Here is a 17,340-nt window from a genome sequence, read left to right as displayed (position 1 = left end):
GAGCCGATGTGGTGCGGCGGGGAACTTGGTATGCCATCCTTCGTCGCGGCCACCGTGTCGGCACCGCAGGGTGATTCCATTACGCAGCAATGCCCGGTCCGCCAGGTCGTAGTAGACGGCCTGCAGAATCACTGTTGGGCCGTTATCCACCCGGGCCACTCCCGCGATTCCGGTGAGGTCCGGAATAACCTCTTCGGTCCCCACGTCGTACTTGCGTTCAATCTCCAGCGCTTCGTTACGTGTCATACCCCATATTATTGCTCCGGCGAGGCAGCGCCTACTCGAACCGGGACGGATCGCCCATGCCGTGCCGAACAACTTCGGCCAAGCCGCTGGAGAAGTCGATCACCGTGGTGGGTTCCGCGCCGCAGTCACCGGAATCGATCACTGCGTCCACCTGGTGGTCGAGTTCCTCCTTAATTTCCCAGCCCTGCGTCAGCGGGGCCTCCTGATCGGGGAGAAGGAGAGTGCTGGACAGCAGTGGTTCACCGAGTTCAGTGAGTAGCGCCTGCACCATCCGGTGATCCGGAATGCGCACGCCGACAGTTTTCTTTTTGGGGTGCAGAAGCCGGCGCGGCACCTCCTTGGTGGCGGGCAGGATGAACGTGTAACTGCCCGGTGTCACTGCCTTGATGCTGCGAAACACATCATTGTCGATGTGGACAAACTGCCCCAGCTGGGAGAAGTCCTTGCACACCAGGGTGAAGTGGTGTTTGTTGTCGAGCTTCCTGATGGAGCGGATCCGGTCCAGGGCGTTCTTATTGCCCAGCTGTGCTCCCAGCGCGTAGCACGAGTCGGTCGGGTAGGCGATCAGTCCGCCGGATCTGACGACGTCGACAATTTGGCCTATCGCGCGCGGTTGCGGATCGTCCGGGTGCACATCGAAGAATTTAGCCATGCGACGAGCATACGTCGGCAGGACTCAGGTGATACCCACCTGGAACCAGCCCGCCCAGCCCGTCGACGCGTTCCACCAGGTGCTGTAGACAACGCTGTGAGAGCCGACGACCAACACATCAAGGTGTTCAGTCACACGGGACACAGCGGCCACCTGGCTGCCGGGCCTGGCGATTCCGCCAGAAATGTTGAACCACCCTGCCCACCCGGAGGCGTCATGCCACCAGGTGCTATAGATCCGGTTGTCAGTGCCAACGGTGAACAGGTCAAGGTGGTTGGAATAGCGGGCGACGGCGGTCACCGGTGAGCCGGCCGATGCGACCCCGCCCGACACCTGGAACCAGTTGCCCCAGCCGGTGCGGGCGCTCCACCAGGTGGAGACGATCTTGCCGTCAGGGGCGGTGGTGAACAGGTCAAGGTGATCAGGATGACGGGCCACAACGTTGACCGTGGCATCCGGCCGGGCCAGCTGCCCGCCCACCTGGAACCAGCGGGACCAGCCGCTGCGCTCATCCCACCAGCAGTTCCAGATAGCCGTGGCGGTTGCCCCGTTGGCGGCCACGCCACCAGAAATCTGGAACCAGGTGGACCAGCCGGTCCGCACGTCCCACCAGATGGACATGATCCGGCCGTCCGAAGCAGTGGTGAACACATCAAGATGGTCTGCGTAGCGGGCGAGTACGTTCACCGTCGACCCGGCGCGAGCCACCAGGGTGCCCAGCTGGAACCAGTTGGACCCGCCACCTGAGGAGCTCCACCAGGCGCTGTATACGCGGTTGTCGGTTCCCACGGTAAACAGGTCAAGATGGCCCGCATATCGGGCGACGGCGGTCACCGGCGAACCGGCGCCCCCCGGCGACGCGAACCCGTCCATCAGGTGGAACCACCCGGCCCAGCTGCTGCTCTGGTCCCACCAGTTGGACATGGTGCGCCCGTCGGAGCCGACAGTGAACACGTCAAGGTGCTCCGGATACCTGTCGACCACAGTTATCGGCATTTTCGCCCGCGCGGTCAACGCTCCCATCGGCCCGATTTGGTTCCAGATCACCTGCCGGCAGATCCGGCAGAACGGCACACCGGATTTCCCCATCTTGCAGGCGAACTCCGGCCGGAGCGCACCGCAGCGGTAGTAGTGTGCCCCCTCGAAGGTCCCGACAGTGCCTGCGGCGACCGGGCTGGGCCTCGAATCAACAGTGCTGCAGTCTGGGTTGGTCATGGTGGGGATGGTGGTGGCAGCGTTGACTGCCCAGCGCCACTTGAGGGACGCCCCGGTCCGGGTGATTGTGACGTTGGGTTCGGCAGGTTCCGGGCCGGGATGGTGATCGTGCCCGGTCTCACCGCCGCCAGCATAGTACTGATACTCGTCGGCCGGTCCGAAAGCGGTGTGGCCCATTTCGTGGATACCGATTTCGGTCGCGCTGTCAGCGAGGGAGTAGGTGCCGATCGAGCCGCCGCTTCCTCCGTAGACAGTCGAATTGACGATCACGAGCACAGTGGTGAACTCCGGTACCTGGGTTGCCGCGACGCTCAGCGCCGTCCCTGCATTGCACAGCAGCAGAGGCCTGATACCGTTGCCGCCAAATGTCGCGTCGAAGTACGTTCGTGCGGTGGCCCCAGTGCCTCCGGCCGACGCCGGATCGTCAGCACCCGAATCTGTGGAGGAGACGTTGACCCGGAAAATGTTGATGGCCGGTGCCAGGTCGTTAAACGGTGGGGCACCGAGGAACGCATTAGCGAGCGCAAGACAGGCGGCGTCGAAGGCGGCCTGTTCAGCGGCACGGAACCCGTCACCCAGCAGCACTACGTTGAAGGCGCGGTTGCGTGGCGCAGAGCCCCGGATCTGGGTGGTCCCGATGATTGCGCCGTCGGCGGTGGTCATTCCGTCCCACCCCGTCCCTCAATGGCAATGCTGGTGATCTCGGTGACGATGGAACCGCCAAGTCGTCGGCCTTCCCCTCCGTCGCCGGGTGGTTCAGTCCCACGACCGCCAGCGTCCTGGGTATCGGCTGCCGCAATGTCGATTGACGCGATACTGCGGGCGGTGGGCGGCGCCGGGACGACGACGGTGAACGCGCCGGTGGGCCGAGCTACAGCGACCCGGGTGATTGGCTCTCCGTCGCTCTCCGGGAACACTTCTGAACTGTCGACATCCCCGGTGCGCACCGTGACCCGGGTCAGGGGCCTGCCACCGCCATCCCGCACTTCGGTGTAGAGGCCGGCGCGAATATCGGGGTGAGCGTCAAAACCCGTGACTGCGACGTCGACGGGCTGCTGGAGGATCAGCCGGATGTCATCGCCGTCGTATTCAAGGATCAGTCTGATCGCTCCGAGGCCGGGCGCTGGGTCTCGGTCATCGCAGTTCTTCCCTCGCGGCGGGTGGACTCCACTTCAGTGTCCAGCTGTGGGCGTTACTTGGGTGTTACAACTGGGGTGCGGCCCAGTGAATAACACCCGAATAACACCACTGGGGCTAGGTTGAGGCTTCATCTCCAAGACCCCCAGAGGTAGAGTTCCACCATGATTGAATCTGAGTCTTCAGGTAGCCAGTCCCGCGGTCAGGAACCGGAAACTACTGGACGTTTCATAGTCGTCTTCGCTGACGCTGAGCAGGATGCCCCAGGCCTCCTGCGGGGCGCCGCTGGTATGTCAAACGTTACCGACTCCCGTGATTTTGGCGCCCGCGCCGCGACTCCTGAAGAAACTGGGGGAGCCGATGCCACAGTTTTCTCCCGTCTCGGGGTTGCGGTCGTATCAGCTGATCCGCAGCAGGCACGGTCGCTCCGCGCGTCTTCCGATGAGGGAACCGTCATCTCCGTCTCGCCGGAACTGATCCACCACGTGTTGAGCGATAGCCCGGGTGGCGCGTCGACGTCGTTCCAGGACACCCCGCAGCTCACCTGGGGGTTGCAGGCGGTCGCGGTGGATACCTCTGAGTTCAGCGGCAAAGGCATCCGCGTGGCGGTCCTGGACACCGGGTTCGACTCCAGCCATCCTGACTTCTCCGGACGAAAAATCACGGTTGAATCCTTCGTCCCGGGTGAAACCTCTCAGGACGGGCACGGCCACGGTACCCACTGCATCGGCACGTCGTGTGGGCCACGCTCGACGTCGGACGGGCCAGCCTACGGTGTTGCCTATGAAACGGAGATCTTCGCGGGCAAAGTTCTCGGCGACTCCGGGTCCGGCAGCGACGGCGGCATCATCGCGGGGATTGACTGGGCGATGGCCCACGACTGCGCTGTGATCTCAATGTCCCTCGGGGCCGACATCGCCCAGGTGCACCCGCCCTACACGGCCGTCGGGCGACGCGCACTCGACCAAGGAGCCCTGATCGTTGCCGCTGCGGGGAACAACGCTGACCGTCGCCAGGGCGACTATGGCTTTGTCGGTGCGCCAGCGAACAGCCCGTTCATTATGGCGGTGGGAGCGCTCGACCAGCAGCTCGACATGGCCTACTTCTCAGCGCGGACACTCCCGCTGCGTGGCGGACAGGTGGATGTGGCGGGACCGGGATATCAGGTGTACTCATCCTGGCTGATGCCCGCCCGCTACCGGACCATCAGCGGAACATCAATGGCCACGCCGCATGCAGCAGGAATCGCCGCGCTCTGGGCTCAGGCCACCGGCTATCGGGGTCGGGAGTTGTGGTCGCTGATGGTTCAGGAAAGCCAGCGGCTCCTGATGCCATCGGTCGACGTCGGCTCCGGCCTGGTGATGGCGCCGCAGGAATAGAGCCCGATGAACTTCACAGTCACAGTCGACGACTTGCACCGCCCCGCGATCCAGGAGGTTGCGGAGCGGCTGCGCTCCTGCGGTCTGGACGTTGATCGGGTACTTGACGCGGTAGGGATGATTACTGGGTCCGGGCCGGAGGACTGCCGGCCAGAGTTGGAGGCGGTGGAGGGCGTGTCATCGGTGGACGGTGAAGTACGCTATCTGCTGCCCCCTCCCGAGAGCGATGTCCAGTAGCTACTGGCCGTTCGTAGCAGCCGGGCTGCCGCCTTTACCGCCGACGTCGTCGAGCACTGTCTGAGCTTGCCGGTCCACCAGACCGGTGAACAGCTGCTGCGCAGCCCCGAAGGTGATGGCCCACGCAACAATCTGGGCCGGGTTATCCAGGTCGCTGAGGCCTGGGACAAAACCACCCCGCATCAGCTGGAGGCCAAGCACCGCCGTCAGCGCACCGGCTGGGAGCTTGAGAATAGCAAGGGCCAACGGGAGCCCGAAGGGTGTTGAGGTGCCGCGGACGTGCCTGAGAGACGCCGCTCCCGAGACGGCCGCGGCTATCAGTCCGAACGACTCAATGAAAAAGATGTCCCACGGCCGGGGCCGGCTGCCGGTAGGGCAGACGGTGCCCGCTGATGGTTCAAAACACAGGCGCAGTTCGTCCGGCCGAATCGAACCGGCGACGGCTAGTGCGCACGCCAACACGGTGAGGACCAGGGCCCCCATGATCAGCACGTTGCGGAAGCTGCGTACCCGGGAGAACTCCTCCCGGGACTCGAGGCAGGACGCCCTGAACGCTGCCACGAGGGTCATTCGGGCCGCCTCGTCCAGCGGAGCCGCCGCCGATGCAGACACCACTTTCTCGACAGCGCTCCGATGGGGATCACCCCGTGACAGGTGGCGGCGTGCATGTGCCTGGATACCCGGTAGCTGAGACTGGACGTAGCCCAGGGGGGCCCTCAGGAGGAGCGCCACGTGTGCGGCATCGAGTTGACTGAGGACCCGTTCCACCACCGCCCCGTTGAACGACGTTTGGATGGCCGGCGATTTCTGCTCTGCCACAGTGGTGGCTTCGGTAAGGTGCCAGATGATCGCCTGATCCAATGCTGCCTTGGCACCGCCCTGGCCCGGGGGTGCTCCCGACGGAGGATCGATCAGGCTCACCCACTCGGCGAGGGTCCGCAGTTGGGCAGCAACGGTGATGGCCTGCTCGCGCCAGGCCCTGTTGGTCGGTGGTGCCAGTGGTGGAGGGAGGGGAGGTTGCGGAAAGGCAGAGGGCACGGACATGGCTCACCCTAGTCGAACGACGGATGCAGATGGACGCCAAAGCCGGGCGATGAAGCTGGCAGGAGGGGAGCTTCATCGGGTTGGAGAAGAGGGCGGATGAGCTCAGTGATGCGCCCGGACGGACGCACGCCACACTCGCGCTCGAGGGTGGCCTGGTACGAACGGTAGCTGCGGATCGCCGACCCATGGTTGCCCCCAGCCAGATGAATGCGCAGCAAAGTCCGCTGCACGCTTTCAAGCAGGGGATCGAGGGCCGCCGCGGCGATTGCTGCGTCGAGGGCGGAGGGAAGCTGCCCCTGCGCCAGGTACATATCGGCGAGAGTTTCGAGGGCGCGGAGCCGTTGCCGGAAGAGCCGGTCCTGATCCGCGCGCAGCCACTCCTCATCCCACCCCGGGAGTAGGTCTGCGGCTCTGAGCTCAGTGGCCAGACTTGACGGGGCAGCGGCGCCGTCAATGAAGCTCAGGCGATTCAGGAGGTTGTCGACGTCGATTGTAATTTCGGGGGCGAGCGCCAACCGATCACTGACCGGGTGTAGAAGCCCGGGAAGTTGGTGGGCGATGTTCCAGAGGCACGCCCGCAAACTACCGGAAGCTTGCGCGTCGGAACGGTCAGGCCACAAAAGGCCGGCGATGTAGCTTCGTCGACGGCCGCCGCGGAGCGCTAGCGCTGTAATCAGACGTTGCTGCCGGAACGCAACTGTCACCTGCTGGTGTTCCCGTTCAAGGCACCAGTACCCCAACATACTCAGGTTCCACTGGACCGGATTGCTCGAAGACATACCCCGTCCCCACTTCCTGCTTCATTGGGGAGAGGCGCCCCCTATCCGCTGAAACGGTTGATCGCTGTGAGTGCTAGCATCCTCAGACTTCTGAACCTTGTCAATGGTCGAAGTGGCAGCTCTCGGGCACGGGATTGGGCCGCGCGTCGGGCCTTACCACCCCGTCGACCAGGTTCTCCAACAGGGCCCGCTGCGCAGCGAGCGGAGTGCGCAGATCGTGGGACACGGTGGCGACCAGCTGACGGCGCTGCTGCTCGTCGGTGGCCAGGTCGGCGGCCATGGTGTTGAAGGCCCTCGCCAGGCGGCCCACCTCGTCGGCCGAGGTGGCGGTGACCCGCGCCGAGTAGTCTCCGGTTGCCATCCGGCCTGCCGCGCGGGTCATCTCACGCAGCGGCGACGTCATCCCACGCGCCAGCCACTGGGTGACGTCGAGTGCTGCCGCCAGCGTCACCAGCAGGGTGAGCCAGCCAGGGACTCCGGCCCGGCTGCCCACCTGGAGGACCACGACGGTCGCCACGATACTCAGCGCAACGAGAAGACCGATTTTAACTTTGATGGACGCCACCGGGTCCAACGGACGGCTGGTGCGCGAGGGCTGCGCGGCGAGCATGGCAAGGAGGTCGAACTCCAACGGCGTCAGGTGTACCTCGGCTTCCGCGATCTGCACCCGGCGGGTGGTGCGGTGCAGAACGAGGTCGCCGACCGTCAGCGCGGGCTGCGTGGCAGAAGCCAGCTCAGTGGCGCGGTCGACCCGCCGCAGGAGCGCCCGGACGCGGGCGACGACCTCGGGCATCCGGAACGGCTTCGGTACCTAGTCGTCCGCACCGACGCCGAGACCGACGAGCACGTCCATCTCGTCAACCTTGGCAGTGAGCATCAGCACGGGGGCCGGCCGCTGGGCCCGGATGCGCCGGCATACCTCGAGCCCGTCGAATCCCGGGAGCATCACGTCGAGGATGACGAGGTCCGGCTGGTGAGCGTCGTAGGCGGCAAGGGTACCCGGGCCGTCGAAGGCGCAGAGCACCCCGAATCCTTCGGCGGTGAGCCGGTCTACCAGGGCCTGGTTGATGGTTGGATCGTCCTCGACGACCAGCAGTGTGCGGGCCTTCCCGCTCCCCATTGTCATGCTGTTGAGCCTACAAGCGTGGACCTGGCCGAAACGGGCGTGACATGTGGAGAAGATGTGAAGGTCGCCCGCCCGCGGAGGTTCATGCGCCACGAGCATCGCACCGCCCGTGACGGCCGGATACTGCGGCACGCACTCTGTGCCCGGTAACGCGCGGGTAACGCCGGGGTAACGCCGCCTACATACGCTGGTCGTGTTGACCCGGAGCGCAAGTGAAAGCGACTATCACCATGACGTTCATCGCCCCAGCTGCCCCCGCGGCAGAAAACCCCCTGGGCACGCTGCGATGATCTCCCACGCTCTGACGATCGTGAGGAACGAACTCGACCGGCACCTGGCGACATTCGGCGGCAACTCACCCCACGCCGATCTGGGAAACATCGCGGAGGTCGCCGCCGGCCAGGCTGCCAACGGTCAGTCGCGCGAGAAGGTGCTGCTCTCGGTCGTCAACATCCAGGAGGAGCGTACGCTCAGGAACGTTCCGACCTACGTCCGCGACGAGACCACGATGCGGGTGCGGTACGAGAACCCACCGACCTTCCTTAACCTGGCGGTACTCGTGGCGGCCACACACACGGTGTACGCCGACGCCCTGCGCGCGCTCTCGCGAGCGCTTCTGTTCTTCCAGTTCCGCAACGTGTTCACCAACGGGAACGTCGACCCGCAGTCGCTCACGGACGGCGCGCCGGTAAACGACCTGGACCGGCTGGTCGAGTTCAAGCTGATCTTCAACCTGTCCTCGCCCAGCCTTGAAGAGGTCAACGACATGTGGGGCATGCTCGGAGGCAAGCAGTTCCCGTTCGCCCTGTATTCGATGCGGATGCTGGAACTGAAGTTCCAAGCCACCCAGCGCGGGGCCGGCGTGATCACCGAGATCGTCAGCGGCGTTGGCCAGAAGGCGCCGGTCAGCTGACATGGTCGAGTACGTCCGGATCGGGTACACGCGGCTCTTCGAGGTCCGCCTGCTGCACCACTTCTGGCTGGACGAGGGCGCCACAGTGTTCGACGCGATCGCCGACCCGGAGCTCAGAAACCGACGGCTGCTCGCCTACGACGTGCGCCGGATGCTGGCGGTCGAGCCCAGCTCGGCCACCGCGACGACGCTCGCCGGGCTGCGCGGCTTCTACCGGACGAGCGGACTCGGCTACTTCGTGGCGGTCCCCAGCGATGCGGTCCTCCCGCTCGACACGGGTTTCGAGTTCTTCGTGACGGTGACGGATTCCGCGTACTCCAACTACACGTCGCTGAGCCTGCGCCCGCAGCCCATCACCGACGTGCCAGACCCGGCCGACCCGAGAATCATCCATCGCTACAAAGCGAACGTGCCGGTACTGGGCAACACGGCAGGGGCGGTGCGCGGGACGGGTGCGGCGAAACGTCTGTTCCTGTCGCAGGAGTACGCCACCGGGTCGGGGGACGGCGTCGAGGCACTGGTGACCTCGGGTAGTGGCCTGCACCAACTCACCGGTGACCCCCCGGGTGCCCCGGTCCATGCGCTCGGGCCGACGAATGTGCACCCGGTGTACGTCCACCAGGGCGACGTCCCTGCGATCACACCGCCGCCCGGCTCCACCGGAGCCGCCGCGCGCGGGATCGAACTCGTCCCAGACACTCCGCCGATGGTCGCTGCCATTGTCCGCCTCGTCCCGCGGCGCGCCGACGACAACGACTTCAGCTTCGTCGAGGCGGACGGATCGCCCCGCGCATCCGCCCGGGTGTTCGAGGTTCATTTCCGCAATCGCTGGACCACCTGGCGTTACCGCGACAAGCGTGACGGCGCGGTGGCTTCCGTCGAGGCCGCCCCGCTGCCCCTCACCTACTTCGGGAACGCCGGCGTCAAGCAGAAGCCCTCGCCCGAGGCGATCGACATCGAATTCGACAACGGCAGCCCGCCGAAGATCACCCGTCTCTTCTCCGACGTTTACGTCTAGTTGCCCAGCCACAGCCGATCGCAGGAAGGAACGTCATGGCCACCACCTACAAAACACCCGGAGCCTACGTCGAGGAGATCCCCAGGTTTCCCCCGAGCGTTGCCGCTGTCGACACGGCGATACCCGCGTTCATCGGCTACACGCAGCGGGCCGACGACGCGGTCGCGGACGACCTGAGGCTCAAACCCAAGCGGATCGAATCGTTCGTCGAGTACGAGCAGTACTTCGGTGGCGCGCAGCCCGAGACGAAGCTGACCGTCTCGATTGACGAGAGGACCGTGGCCACTCCCGGCAAGTCGGCCGGAATCCAGTCCAACGCCGTGCTCGCCGAGGCTGACCGATCGAACCACATCATGTACTACGCGCTGCAGCTGTTCTATGCGAACGGCGGTAAATCGTGCTTCGTTGTGTCGGTCGGTCCGTACAAGGCAGCGGTCGGCGACGACGTCGTCGAGGGCGAGCTTGAGGCCGGGCTCACCCCGCTCGGGAAGGTCGATGAGCCGACTCTGATCGTGATTCCCGAGGCCCAGTCACTGGCGATCGCCGACTTCGCAACGCTGCACAACAAGGCGCTCGAACAGTGCAACGCGCTCAAGGACCGCTTCGTGATCATGGATGTGCACGGTGACGACGAATCGCTCTCGAACCCCGATGCCGACCTCATCGATGCCGTCGCCAAATTCCGGACAGGCGGCCCCGGCCAGTATCTGAAGTACGGCGCCGCTTATGCCCCGAACCTTGAGACGATCCTCGACTACGCCTACGACGAATCGGCCGTCCAGGTGAGTCACAGCGTCGACGCGGGAGCACCGGTTGTCGCAACCTTGAACACCCTTGGCAGCCAGCTCATCGAACGGGCAAGGGCTGCGATCCGCGACCTGCCGCTGAAGCTCCCACCGAGCCCGGCGATGGCCGGCGTGTACGTGAAGGTCGATGCTGACCGGGGGGTGTGGAAGGCGCCCGCCAACGTGCCGTTGGTCGCCGTGATCAAACCGACGATCGAGTTTGCGAACGTCCAGAACGACATCATGAACGTCGACCCCACTGCCGGCAAGTCGGTCAACGCGATCCGCGCGTTCGTCGGCAAGGGCACTCTCGTGTGGGGCGCCCGCACCCTCGCCGGCAACGATAACGAGTGGCGGTACGTGAACGTCCGCCGGTTTTTCAACTTCGTTGAGGAATCGGTCAAGAAGGCCGCCGAGCAGTTCACGTTCGAACCCAATGACGCCAATACCTGGGTCAAGGTCCAGGCGATGATCGAGAATTTCCTCACGGTCCAGTGGAGGGCGGGGGCGCTGCAGGGAATCAAGCCCGAGCATGCCTTTTACGTCGCCGTCGGCCTCGGCAAGACGATGACGCCGCTCGACATCCTCGAAGGCCGGATGATCGTGGAGATCGGCATGGCGGTCGTGCGGCCAGCCGAGTTCATCATCCTCCGCTTCTCCCACAAGCTGGCCGAGAGCTAACGCTCGGCCCTGACACCGACGATCCACAACGGAGGTTGACATGCCGCAGGACTATCCCATCCCTCGCTACCACTTTCAGGTGCAGTGGGGCGGCTCGAAGATCAGTTTCACCGAGGTCACCGGCCTCGTCATGGAGCGGGAGAAGATCGAGTACCGCCACAGCGACAGCAAGGACTTCAGCAAGATCGCCATGCCCGGTCTCGTGAAGCTGTCCAATATCACCTGCAAGCGCGGGGTGTTCGTGGGTGACTACGATGCCACGGTCTGGTTCGACGCGAACGCCAACGACCGCGTCGGAGGGCGCCGTGATGTGACGATCACCCTGCTGAACGAGAAGCATGAGCCGGTCGCCGCGTGGACGGCGGCGCGCTGCTTTCCGGTCAAGCTCACGGCTCCCGACCTGAAATCGGATGCCAATGAGGTTGCGATCGAAGCCCTGGAGATCGCCCACGAGGGCCTCAAGCAAATGAAGGTCTAGGGGGCGGCGATGACGGACTACTACCCGCCGTGGGGCTTCTACTACAGGGTGGAATTCGCGGGTAGCCTCGAGCCGAACGAGGTCCGCTTCCAGACCGTGTCCGGGCTGAGCGTCGAGTACGACACCGAGGAGTACAAGGAGGGCGGCGAGAACCGCTTCACCCATAAGCTCCCGGTGCGCACGAAATACAGCGACCTGGTCCTGAAGCGCGGGATGTTGACGGAATCGGACACGGTCCGATGGTTTCTCGACGCCTTCAGCGAGCGGACGTTTCAGCCCAGGACAGTTACCGTGACCCTCATGAATGAGAAGAGTGAACCGCTGCGCACCTGGAACGTGGCGCACGCGGTGCCCAAGAAATGGACCGTCAGCGACTTCAACTCCAGCGAGAACGCGATCGTCGTCGAAACGCTCGAGCTGACCTACCAGTACTTCACGATCGTGTGACGACGAGAACCGAGGAGGTGTACCTGCTGTGCCGATCGAGATCAGGGAACTCCACATCCGCGTTTCGGTGAGCGCCCCCGCAGATGGCAGGCCCGCCGGTGCGCCCGGCCTTCCGCCCGGGGCCGACGGCGAGGTGCGCCAGGCGCTCGTCGCCGAGTGCGTGGAACAGGTACTGCAAATCCTCCGTGACCAGAGGGAGCGCTGAACGGCGATGGCGGCCACCGGCAAGCTCGAGAAGATGCTGATCCTGGCCTACGACACGGCCAAGGACGCCGAGAGCGGCGGCACCGTGGAGGCGAAGGGTCGCTTCGAGGCCCTGATTAATCCCGAGACCTACACGCTTGAGTACAAGGTCAAGACGGCCGATGGCCAGGGGCAGGGCAGCAGCGGGGCGCAGACCAAGTTCGAGTACACGCTGCCCGAGGAGTTGGCGTTCGACTTCCTGTTCGACAACACCGGACTCATCGACGGCAAGCCGAAGCCCGACGGCGTTTTCGACGATGTCGACGCGTTCCGCAAGCTGCTCACGGCGTACCAGAGTTCCTCGCATGAGCCGTTCCACCTCAAGCTGGTGTGGGGGAACCTCCTGTTCAAGGGACGTGCCGTCGAAGTGGGCATCACCTATAAGCTCTTCAATGCGGACGGTCAGCCGATCCGCGCAGTCGTGCGCGTCAAGTTCAAAGGTTCGATCGAGGAGCAGAAGCGGGTCGCGGAGGAGGATCGGCGGTCGGCGGATCTGACCCACCGGCGAACGGTCAAGCCGGGCGACACGCTGCCGTTCATGTGCTTCCACGTCTACGGGGACCCGCGCCACTACCTGTTCGTCGCCGACTTCAACCAGCTCGACAACTTCCGGCGGCTCACGGTGGGTCAGCCTCTGCTGTTCCCGCCGCTGCCCCGGGCGCAGGTGCGACGATGACCGGGGCAGGGGTGATCCCCACTACGGCCACGTCTGATGTGTGCTCGATCAGCGTGCTGATCGACGGCGACGAGGTGTCGGGTGAATTCCATGTGCTGTCCGCGACCGTGTCGAACGAGCTCAACCGGATTCCCTCCGCCTCGCTCCAGCTGCGCGATGGCGAGGCATCCAGGCAGACGTTCGAAGCATCGGACACCGACCATTTCGTGCCCGGGAAGGCCATTGAGATCAAGCTCGGGTGCCTCGGCGACACGCAGACCGTGTTCAGGGGGATCATCGTCAAGCACCTGGTGCGGGTGCGCAAGAACGGTACCCGGCTCACGCTCGAGTGCCGGGACGAGGCGGTCCGGATGACGAGCGGGTTGAAGAGCCGCTACTTCGCCGACACCACCGACGGCGACATGCTCGACGAGCTGATCGGCGAGTACGGACTCGCCCGCTCGGTGGAGAGCACCAAACCCTCGCCCAGCGACGTCGTGCAGTACGATTCGACCGACTGGGACTTCCTCGTGTGCCGGGCTGAGGCCAATGGGCAGGTTGTCGCCGTGCGGGATGGGAAGATCACCGTCGGGCGCCCGATCACCGACGCCGAGCCCGTCGTCACAACCCAGTTCGGGGCAACCGTGCTTGAGCTCGATGCCGAGATCGACGCCCGCTGGCAGGTCAGGGGAGTCAGCGCCGTCGCCTGGAACGCCACCGACCAGGAGCTCGTCACCGCCGACGCCTCCGAACCATCCGTGACCGCCAGCGGCAACCTGTCGTCGTCGGAGCTTTCCGATGTGATCGGCGGTGAACCGCACCTGCTGCGCCACGGCGGCAAGCTCGGTGAGCCGGAGCTACAGGCCTGGGCAGACGGGCGCCTCCTGAAGGATCGGCTCGCCAAAGTCCGGGGGCGGGTGCGCTTCCAGGGCTTCGGCGGGGTGACCGCTGGCGACGTCGTCGAGGTGACGGGCATCGGCAAGCGCTTCGCGGGCAACCAGTACGTGTCCGGTGTCCGCCACACCTTCGCCAACGGCAACTGGGAGACCGACGTCGCCTTCGGCCTCGGACCCGAGATCCACGCCGCCACCCACCAGGTGACCGCAGCTCCAGCCGGTGGTCTCCTCCCGGCGGTCAACGGGCTCCAGGTCGGCGTCGTCACCGCGCTCGGGGACGACCCCGAGGGCGAGAACCGGATCAAGGTGCGCCTGCCCCTGATCAGCGGATCCGAAGAGGGTGTGTGGGCCCGGCTCGCCACCCTCGACGCGGGCGACCAGCGGGGCACGTTTTTCCGCCCCGAGATCGACGACGAGGTGATCGTCGGCTTCCTCGACGGTGACCCGCGCTACCCGGTCGTGCTCGGCCAGTGCCACAGCAGCGCGAAGCCGGCACCCGAGGCCGCCGACGACGACAACCACGTCAAGGGCTACGTCAGCCGTTCGAAGATGAAGCTGATCTTCGACGACGACAGGCTGGTCGTCGTCCTTGAGACCCCGGGGGGCAACAGGCTCACCCTGTCGGAGGACGCGAAGACGGTGTCGCTCGTCGACCAGAACGGCAACTCGGTCACCCTCGCCGACGGTGGGATCACGCTCGAGAGCGCCAAGGACCTGATCCTCAAGGCGTCCGGTGACGTAGTGATTGAAGGCACGAACGTAGAGGTCAAGGCGCAGTCCGCGATCACAGCGCAGGGGCAGTCCGGTATCGACCTCAACTCCAGCGGGACCCTGACCGTCAAGGGTTCACTTGTCCGGATCAACTGAGGAGGCCAAGGTGTTGCCAGCCGCGCGCGTCACCGACCAGATCGTGAGCACCGCCACGCAGGGCGCTCCCATGCCGATCATTTCCCCTGGCGCACCCACCGTGCTGGTCGGGGGCCTGCCCGCCGCAACCCTCGGCGACACGTGCGGGCCGGACGCGATCATCAAAGGCTCGGCAAACGTGCTCATCGGGGGCAAACCCGCCGCCCGGGTGGCGGACTCCACAGCAGGCGGCGGCGTCGTGCTGCCGCCGGGCGAACCGACCGTGCTGATCGGCGGCTAGGATGATCGACGCAACCAGCATCCCCGCCACCGGCGGCGACCGGGCGTTCCTCGGACGCGGCTGGTCCTTCCCTCCCACGTTCGACCGCGGCGTCGGCGGCGTGCAGATGCTCGAGCAGGAGGCCGACATCGCCTCAAGCCTGCACATCCTCCTCTCGACCGCCCCAGGTGAGCGGATCATGGCGCCGCTGTACGGCTGCAACCTGGACGAGCTCGTCTTCGAGAACCTCGACACCCGGATGCGCACCCTGATGGCCGACAAGATCGAATCGGCGATCCTCTACCACGAGCCGCGCATCCACCTGGAGCGGGTGCAGGTCGACGACGACCTCGACGCGGCGCTGGAGGGGCGCGTTCTGATCGGGGTCAGCTATCGGGTCAAGGCCACCAACTCGCGCTTCAACTTCGTCTTTCCGTTCTACCGGCAAGAAGGCACCGACATCAATCTGACCACCACGGTCCGTATCCTTCCGGAGGGGCCATGACGGATCACCGCCGCGACTGCACCGAGAACATCGACCCGCTCAAGCTGATCCGCCAGGGCGCCGACCAGGTGACCCGCGCCCTCGCCGCGCCCGACCCGGCAGGCTTGCCCGTCGACGAACGCAGGCCCGAGCACGCGATGGTCTTCGCCGCGGCGTACGCGAAGCACCTGTTGTACTTCGACCCCGGCGGCAATGGCCAGGGCGACTGGGAAGAGTTCTTCGCCTCCGACGTGTCGGCGCAGCTCGCCGTCATCGCCATTGAGGATGTGGCCGCCTACCGCTCGACGGTGAAGGGGCTGCTGCACTCGCTGGAGGATCCGGAGCTGCCGGCGTCCGGCCCGCGCATGATCGCGGCCCTCGGAACCGTCTTCGACTGCATCGGCACGCTTGCCCGCCGGATCGACGCGACCAGGGCACAGCTGCCCGCCGACCAGCCTCTCCGGGCCACCCTCGGCCAGCTCATCCGCTCGCAGCTGAGCCCGATGCTTCGCCGGCTGATCGGGTACTACCTGGCGGGCGATGCGCTCGGTGTCGTTGACCGGCAGGCCACTTCACCCGCCGACATCCTCATTCTGGGGCGGGCGCTCGAACCGTTCGAAGCCTTGCTGACCGGGCAGGGGCTCTCGGCGGTCGAGTGGCCCGAGGGGGTCGGGCTCGCCGGGTGGCCAGCGTACACTGCGGTGGATCCGGCGGACTACACAGGCGCCTACGGTCCATCGGCGACGGCGGTCGATCAGGTCAACCACCTCGCCGTCCATAATCTGTTCACGGCGGTGTGCGAGACCTTCCTCGCGGTGCATGTCCGGCTGGTCGACGGGGCCGGGGCTGCCGTGCAGGCGAGCTTCGGGTCGAACGGCCATGCACCGCACTACGCGCTGTTCCTCGCGTTCCTCCGGCTGCTCGAGTATGCCCGCAGCGAGGCCAACACCATCTCCGGAAAACACCTTGACTTCTACTACCGCAGGGTGCTGCAGCTCCAGAAGCGTCCGGCGCAACCCGGCCGCGCCCATGTGATCGTCGAACTCGCCAAGCACGTCGACGCCCACTTGCTCGCCCAGGGCACCCTGCTCAAGGCCGGGAAGGACGAAGCCGGCGGCGATGCCCGCTTCGCCGTCGACCGCGACCTCGTCGCCAACAGGGCGACCATTGCGGACCTGAAGCGCGTGTACCGGCATCCACCGACCGACCCACTCACCATCGACCACGACCGGATCTTCGCTTCCCCGGCCATTGACACCGACGGGTCGTGGCACCCCTTCGCTGAGAAAACCTTTGTGGGCGGCGCGTTGCAGGCGATCGGGATGCCGCACGCCGAGGTCGGCTTCGCGATCGCCTCCCACCTTCTCTGGATGGCCGAGGGCAAGCGCCGCGTCCGTGTCCGCGTTGACACCGACCATAAGCCCGCCAAGGCCGGGAAGGGCCTGCGCGTCGGTCTGCTGTGCCGGCTGACGACCGCGAAGGGCTGGCTCGACAAGCGTGTTGATTGGTTGGATGTCCGCGGGGCAGAGCTGAGCCTTGACCTGGTGATCGACGGCAACGACCCGCCGATTGCCCCGTACAACCCCCCGGTCCACGGGCACGCCTTCGCGACCTCGCTGCCGGTTCTACTGGTGGTGTTGAGCCATCGCGTGGACACCCCGTGGAACTACGCGCAGCTTGGCGGGGCCATGATCCGTGGGATCGCCCTTGACGTCGAGGTGACCGGGGTCAGGACGCTCGCGCTTTCCAACGACCACGGCGCGATCGACGGTTCCAAGCCGTTCCTCGCCTACGGCTCC

Annotated in this window: 21 protein-coding genes; 13 read left to right on the top strand and 8 right to left on the bottom strand. The window is 65.6% G+C overall.

The annotated features are described in order from the left end of the window. From Y703_RS0109145 to Y703_RS20850, 4 genes are all read right to left on the bottom strand, one after another. A partial coding sequence (locus Y703_RS0109145; protein ID WP_026552458.1) for a CYTH domain-containing protein occupies positions 1-246 on the bottom strand: 246 nt, incomplete at its 3' end. Between the two features lie 31 nt (positions 247-277). Continuing rightward, entirely contained in the window at positions 278-898 is a 621-nt protein-coding gene (locus Y703_RS0109140) for an L-threonylcarbamoyladenylate synthase (RefSeq protein ID WP_026552457.1), read from the bottom strand. Positions 899-922: 24 nt separating this feature from the next. Next, positions 923-2,776 carry a M64 family metallopeptidase gene (locus Y703_RS0109135; protein WP_026552456.1) on the bottom strand — a complete coding sequence of 618 codons (1,854 nt, stop codon included), beginning with the start codon at positions 2,774-2,776 and terminating at the stop codon, positions 923-925. Continuing rightward, on the bottom strand, positions 2,773-3,030 hold the full coding sequence (locus tag Y703_RS20850) for a hypothetical protein (protein ID WP_155849462.1): 258 nt from the start codon (positions 3,028-3,030) through the stop codon (positions 2,773-2,775). The genes Y703_RS0109135 and Y703_RS20850 overlap by 4 nt, the downstream gene beginning before the upstream one ends. A 99-nt stretch (positions 3,031-3,129) precedes the next feature. Between Y703_RS20850 and Y703_RS0109125 the strand changes: the two genes are divergently transcribed. From Y703_RS0109125 to Y703_RS0109115, 3 genes are all read left to right on the top strand, one after another. Beyond that, positions 3,130-3,345, top strand: coding sequence for a hypothetical protein (locus Y703_RS0109125; RefSeq protein WP_026552455.1), 216 nt, complete (start codon positions 3,130-3,132; stop codon positions 3,343-3,345). A 69-nt stretch (positions 3,346-3,414) separates the two neighbouring features. After that, complete coding sequence (locus Y703_RS0109120; protein WP_026552454.1) at positions 3,415-4,629, top strand: S8 family serine peptidase; 1,215 nt, start codon at positions 3,415-3,417, stop codon at positions 4,627-4,629. Positions 4,630-4,635: 6 nt separating this feature from the next. Further along, positions 4,636-4,866 (top strand): hypothetical protein, encoded by a 231-nt coding sequence (locus tag Y703_RS0109115; RefSeq protein ID WP_026552453.1) that lies wholly within the window; start codon positions 4,636-4,638, stop codon positions 4,864-4,866. Here Y703_RS0109115 and Y703_RS19015 read toward each other — a convergent pair whose 3' ends face one another. The 4 genes from Y703_RS19015 to Y703_RS23335 form a co-directional block, all read right to left on the bottom strand. Further along, complete coding sequence (locus tag Y703_RS19015) at positions 4,867-5,910, bottom strand: hypothetical protein (RefSeq protein ID WP_051427449.1); 1,044 nt, start codon at positions 5,908-5,910, stop codon at positions 4,867-4,869. 8 nt (positions 5,911-5,918) lie between these two features. Further along, on the bottom strand, positions 5,919-6,689 hold the full coding sequence (locus Y703_RS19010; RefSeq protein WP_051427448.1) for an AfsR/SARP family transcriptional regulator: 771 nt from the start codon (positions 6,687-6,689) through the stop codon (positions 5,919-5,921). 100 nt (positions 6,690-6,789) lie between these two features. Beyond that, positions 6,790-7,482 (bottom strand): HAMP domain-containing protein, encoded by a 693-nt coding sequence (locus Y703_RS23340; protein WP_051427447.1) that lies wholly within the window; start codon positions 7,480-7,482, stop codon positions 6,790-6,792. 18 nt (positions 7,483-7,500) lie between these two features. Continuing rightward, the gene (locus Y703_RS23335; RefSeq protein WP_051427446.1) at positions 7,501-7,815 is read right to left on the bottom strand and encodes a response regulator; all 315 of its coding nucleotides are present in this window, start codon (positions 7,813-7,815) and stop codon (positions 7,501-7,503) included. A gap of 286 nt (positions 7,816-8,101) precedes the next feature. Here Y703_RS23335 and Y703_RS0109095 point away from each other — a divergent pair, with 286 nt between their 5' ends. The 10 genes from Y703_RS0109095 to Y703_RS22385 all read left to right on the top strand — a co-directional run. Beyond that, a complete protein-coding gene (locus Y703_RS0109095; protein WP_026552452.1) occupies positions 8,102-8,728 on the top strand; it encodes a Pvc16 family protein in 627 nt (208 codons plus the stop codon). A 1-nt stretch (position 8,729) separates the two neighbouring features. Beyond that, entirely contained in the window at positions 8,730-9,746 is a 1,017-nt protein-coding gene (locus Y703_RS0109090) for a hypothetical protein (RefSeq protein WP_026552451.1), read from the top strand. 35 nt (positions 9,747-9,781) lie between these two features. After that, positions 9,782-11,212: a phage tail sheath family protein gene (locus tag Y703_RS0109085; RefSeq protein ID WP_026552450.1), complete on the top strand. Its 1,431-nt coding sequence runs from the start codon at positions 9,782-9,784 to the stop codon at positions 11,210-11,212. Positions 11,213-11,252: 40 nt separating this feature from the next. Beyond that, positions 11,253-11,690: a phage tail protein gene (locus Y703_RS0109080; RefSeq protein ID WP_026552449.1), complete on the top strand. Its 438-nt coding sequence runs from the start codon at positions 11,253-11,255 to the stop codon at positions 11,688-11,690. A gap of 9 nt (positions 11,691-11,699) precedes the next feature. Beyond that, positions 11,700-12,137, top strand: coding sequence for a phage tail protein (locus tag Y703_RS0109075; protein WP_026552448.1), 438 nt, complete (start codon positions 11,700-11,702; stop codon positions 12,135-12,137). Positions 12,138-12,348: 211 nt separating this feature from the next. After that, positions 12,349-13,056, top strand: a complete 708-nt coding sequence (locus Y703_RS0109065) for a CIS tube protein (RefSeq protein ID WP_026552447.1) — start codon at positions 12,349-12,351, stop codon at positions 13,054-13,056. Continuing rightward, complete coding sequence (vgrG, locus tag Y703_RS0109060) at positions 13,053-14,798, top strand: type VI secretion system tip protein VgrG (protein WP_026552446.1); 1,746 nt, start codon at positions 13,053-13,055, stop codon at positions 14,796-14,798. The genes Y703_RS0109065 and vgrG overlap by 4 nt, the downstream gene beginning before the upstream one ends. Next, positions 14,782-15,078, top strand: a complete 297-nt coding sequence (locus Y703_RS0109055; protein WP_216698882.1) for a PAAR domain-containing protein — start codon at positions 14,782-14,784, stop codon at positions 15,076-15,078. The genes vgrG and Y703_RS0109055 overlap by 17 nt, the downstream gene beginning before the upstream one ends. 1 nt (position 15,079) lies before the next feature. Continuing rightward, a complete protein-coding gene (locus tag Y703_RS0109050) occupies positions 15,080-15,562 on the top strand; it encodes a GPW/gp25 family protein (protein ID WP_051427445.1) in 483 nt (160 codons plus the stop codon). Further along, positions 15,559-17,340: hypothetical protein (locus tag Y703_RS22385; protein ID WP_035764438.1), on the top strand; the 1,782-nt coding region annotated here is incomplete at its 3' end. The genes Y703_RS0109050 and Y703_RS22385, both read left to right, overlap by 4 nt.

The organism is Arthrobacter sp. H20 (assembly GCF_000520515.1).
Lineage (GTDB): Bacteria > Actinomycetota > Actinomycetes > Actinomycetales > Micrococcaceae > Arthrobacter_D.
Note: the sequence above shows the minus strand (reverse complement) of the source record. Positions and strands in the feature narration are given on the sequence as shown.

Coding starts and splice junctions, on each gene's coding strand:
- Y703_RS0109140 (WP_026552457.1), bottom strand. CDS start 898: ATGGCTAAATTCTTCGATGTGCACCCGGACGATCCGCAACCGCGCGCG.
- Y703_RS0109135 (WP_026552456.1), bottom strand. CDS start 2,776: ATGACCACCGCCGACGGCGCAATCATCGGGACCACCCAGATCCGGGGC.
- Y703_RS0109120 (WP_026552454.1), top strand. CDS start 3,415: ATGATTGAATCTGAGTCTTCAGGTAGCCAGTCCCGCGGTCAGGAACCG.
- Y703_RS0109115 (WP_026552453.1), top strand. CDS start 4,636: ATGAACTTCACAGTCACAGTCGACGACTTGCACCGCCCCGCGATCCAG.
- Y703_RS19015 (WP_051427449.1), bottom strand. CDS start 5,910: ATGTCCGTGCCCTCTGCCTTTCCGCAACCTCCCCTCCCTCCACCACTG.
- Y703_RS19010 (WP_051427448.1), bottom strand. CDS start 6,689: ATGTCTTCGAGCAATCCGGTCCAGTGGAACCTGAGTATGTTGGGGTAC.
- Y703_RS23340 (WP_051427447.1), bottom strand. CDS start 7,482: ATGCCCGAGGTCGTCGCCCGCGTCCGGGCGCTCCTGCGGCGGGTCGAC.
- Y703_RS23335 (WP_051427446.1), bottom strand. CDS start 7,815: ATGACAATGGGGAGCGGGAAGGCCCGCACACTGCTGGTCGTCGAGGAC.
- Y703_RS0109095 (WP_026552452.1), top strand. CDS start 8,102: ATGATCTCCCACGCTCTGACGATCGTGAGGAACGAACTCGACCGGCAC.
- Y703_RS0109090 (WP_026552451.1), top strand. CDS start 8,730: ATGGTCGAGTACGTCCGGATCGGGTACACGCGGCTCTTCGAGGTCCGC.
- Y703_RS0109085 (WP_026552450.1), top strand. CDS start 9,782: ATGGCCACCACCTACAAAACACCCGGAGCCTACGTCGAGGAGATCCCC.
- Y703_RS0109080 (WP_026552449.1), top strand. CDS start 11,253: ATGCCGCAGGACTATCCCATCCCTCGCTACCACTTTCAGGTGCAGTGG.
- Y703_RS0109075 (WP_026552448.1), top strand. CDS start 11,700: ATGACGGACTACTACCCGCCGTGGGGCTTCTACTACAGGGTGGAATTC.
- Y703_RS0109065 (WP_026552447.1), top strand. CDS start 12,349: ATGGCGGCCACCGGCAAGCTCGAGAAGATGCTGATCCTGGCCTACGAC.
- vgrG (WP_026552446.1), top strand. CDS start 13,053: ATGACCGGGGCAGGGGTGATCCCCACTACGGCCACGTCTGATGTGTGC.
- Y703_RS0109050 (WP_051427445.1), top strand. CDS start 15,080: ATGATCGACGCAACCAGCATCCCCGCCACCGGCGGCGACCGGGCGTTC.